This is a genomic window from Collinsella sp. AF14-35 (genome assembly GCF_003464565.1).
Lineage (GTDB): Bacteria > Actinomycetota > Coriobacteriia > Coriobacteriales > Coriobacteriaceae > Collinsella.
On sequence record NZ_QRZD01000048.1, the window covers coordinates 1 to 2,627 of the forward strand.

Sequence of the window (2,627 nt, forward strand, 5' to 3'; positions counted from 1 at the left end):
AGGCGGGGCATTCCCCGCCTCTTACACCACATCTCTGCGCGCTACCTTGGATGACGCAACGCCCCAACTTTAAGCAGGCAAGGCAGCCCCTGCAGAAGCCCATTTGCTTCTCGCGCAGACGCACGGTCTCAACGCTGTGACCTGCCTCCCGCGCGCCGTTGGCGAAAGCCTCCGCCAGCGTCTCGGAATTGCCATTCTTTCGTGGACTTGAAGAAACTATCAAAACCGTTTTGCCCATTACGGAATACCCCTTGCGCTCCCGATTTACATTGACGAGAATGAAGGTAATACCTAAACCTGACTTTAGGTCAAGGAATGAATTCGACATTGTTTCGGAGGAGCCATGTACACAATCGGACAGGTGGCGGAAATGTTCGGTTTGCCCGCTTCAACGCTGCGATATTACGACAAGCAGGGATTGTTCCCGGGGCTGGAGCGGGCATCCGGCATTCGCCGATTCAGCGATACGGAACTCGAAGCGCTTCGGGTCATCGAATGCCTAAAGAAGGCTGGAATGGAGATCAAGGACATCCGGCTGTTCATGGAATGGTGCGCAGAGGGTCCCTCAACATACCCCAAACGCAAGGCCATGTTCGAGGAGCGCAAGGCCCACATGGAGTCGGAGATCGTGAACATGAACCGCGCGCTCGACATGCTGAAGTTCAAATGCTGGTACTACGAGCAGGCAATCCAAGATGGCAACGAGGATAGAGTGAAGGCGCTGATTCCCGATAATTTGCCAGAAGAAATCAAAGATACCTACGATAACGCCCACACTCAATAATGCCGCCCGATGCTCAAGGGGCTTTGGCAAGGAGTCGTTTTAGGCAGATATGCAAAAAGATAGCCTCCGAACCAGAGGGTCCGGAGGCTTTTATTCCCGTTATTTCGCTGGTGGCTTTACTCTATGGCGGCGCCGAAACAGCATCAGGCGGTACTCGACGGTATCAAAACGCGAGTTCAAAAGCCAGTTCCCGCTATTCCCGCTCAGTGACTAATCCAGGCCGAGTGTTGTCGATGCGTGTCGCGTCGTACCGCCTAAGGGCCAATTCGTGCGCAATTTGGGCGAATCAGGCCCTTAATTCGCGATTTTGTGAATGACTCAATTGATTCGCAAAACCGCAGGTCGCCTTTTTAATCACTCCCTAGTTTCCGCCGGGGTTCGTAGCGGGTGGCGTGAAAAGGGGTGATTCAAAGGGTCGGAGAGATGTCTATAGCGCAATCTTCTGGTATTGGCGCAGTGAGGGACTTCTCACCTCCATCAGTCCAAATCGTCAAGCTCCGAAAGACGTCGAGCTAGAGAAAAGGACCTATTTCCCGTCATGGATTGGGTTTATCTGCATGACTAGAGCCCTGGTGTAATTGGCTGGATCACCGTTCCGGGAACCGGTATCGACCTACCTGTCCGCCAAGCTCCTTCTTCAGCTCCAGCTTAGTATCTGACTCACACCGTTATAAGCAAAACCGAAGAGATGCGTCTTGGCCAAGAAATAAGGTTAGCCTTATCTTACTGCATGATTCGTGTGTTATAGTTAGATTGCTCTAACTGTTTGGGGGGCGATAGCCATGCACGAACGCAAGGGCTTCTGGGACAAGAATGCCGGTCGGTACGACCGTTTCATGCGAAAGGACCGGGCGGCGTATGAGAAGATGTATGAGCTGATCAGGCCGGTGGTGAAAGCAAAAACCGTACTGGAGGTTGCCACCGGCACGGGGCTTATCGCAAAGAGCATCGTGGATGCGGCGGTGCACATCGAGGCTACGGACGCTTCTGCACAGATGATCCTTGAAGCAAAGCGGGACAATCAATCCGCAAAGCTGCACTTTTCCGTACAAGATATGTTCCGCCTGCCCTATGCACAGAAGTCCTTCGAAGTGGTGATCGCGTCCAACGCGCTTCACATAGTGCCGCATCCGGAAAAGGCACTGCAAGAAATCAGGCGGGTACTGAAGGACGACGGCGTGCTCATCGCGCCAACCTTCACCCACGCGGGGAACTCGGTTTCCGGCAAGGCAAAAGCCTTTTTCATGAGTATGGCGGGATTCCCCCTCCACAGCAGGTGGACAAGCGAGGAATACCTGCGTTTCCTGCGTCAAAACGGCTGGGCGGTGCAGAAAAGCGCGGTGCTGAAGGCCTCGTTCCCATTGACCTATGCGGAATGCACGAAATCGGAGGGGCCAGATGTCGTTCTTTGAAAACACCCGCAAGCCCGTGGGCCTCGGCGGAAAACTTATGGTTGCCATGATGAATCTGGGCCACAGCCCTGTGGCGCGGTGGGGACTTCGATTTCTACGACTTGCGCCAAATGCCAAGGTGCTGGATTGCGGCTGCGGCGGCGGGGCGAACATAAAACGGCTGCTGAAAAAATGCCCGCATGGCGTCGTCAAGGGCGTCGACTATTCGCCCGTCAGCGTGGAGAAGACTAGAAAGCTCAACCGAATTGCAATTCAGGAGGGGCGTTGCGCCGTTCTGCAAGGCAGTGTGGCGGATATGGTGTTTGAGGATAGCTACTTCGATGCCGCCACGGCCTTTGAGACCGTCTATTTTTGGCCTGATTTGCCCCGATGCTTCCGTGAGGTCGGTAGCGCGCAGAGATGTGGTGTAAGAGGCGGGGAATGCCCCGCCT

At 54.5% G+C, this 2,627-nt stretch carries 4 protein-coding genes; 3 read left to right on the forward strand and 1 reads right to left on the reverse strand.

Going from position 1 to position 2,627, the window contains the following annotated elements:
• Window positions 1–328, reverse strand: a 328-nt coding sequence (locus DWW12_RS10135) for a flavodoxin family protein (protein ID WP_369832449.1), incomplete at its 3' end; no start/stop codon positions are given.
• A gap of 15 nt (window positions 329–343) precedes the next feature.
• Here DWW12_RS10135 and DWW12_RS09610 point away from each other — a divergent pair.
• The 3 genes from DWW12_RS09610 to DWW12_RS09620 form a co-directional block, all read left to right on the forward strand.
• Window positions 344–784: a MerR family transcriptional regulator gene (locus tag DWW12_RS09610; RefSeq protein WP_055251062.1), complete on the forward strand. Its 441-nt coding sequence runs from the start codon at window positions 344–346 to the stop codon at window positions 782–784.
• A gap of 782 nt (window positions 785–1,566) precedes the next feature.
• Entirely contained in the window at window positions 1,567–2,196 is a 630-nt protein-coding gene (locus DWW12_RS09615) for a class I SAM-dependent methyltransferase (RefSeq protein WP_117563603.1), read from the forward strand.
• The coding region (locus tag DWW12_RS09620) for a class I SAM-dependent methyltransferase (RefSeq protein WP_147345500.1) at window positions 2,183–2,627 on the forward strand (445 nt) is incomplete at its 3' end. The genes DWW12_RS09615 and DWW12_RS09620, both read left to right, overlap by 14 nt.

Bases quoted from the DNA above. Each gene is read 5' to 3' on its own strand.
- DWW12_RS09610 (WP_055251062.1), top strand. From the start codon at position 344: ATGTACACAATCGGACAGGTGGCGGAAATGTTCGGTTTGCCCGCTTCA.
- DWW12_RS09615 (WP_117563603.1), top strand. From the start codon at position 1,567: ATGCACGAACGCAAGGGCTTCTGGGACAAGAATGCCGGTCGGTACGAC.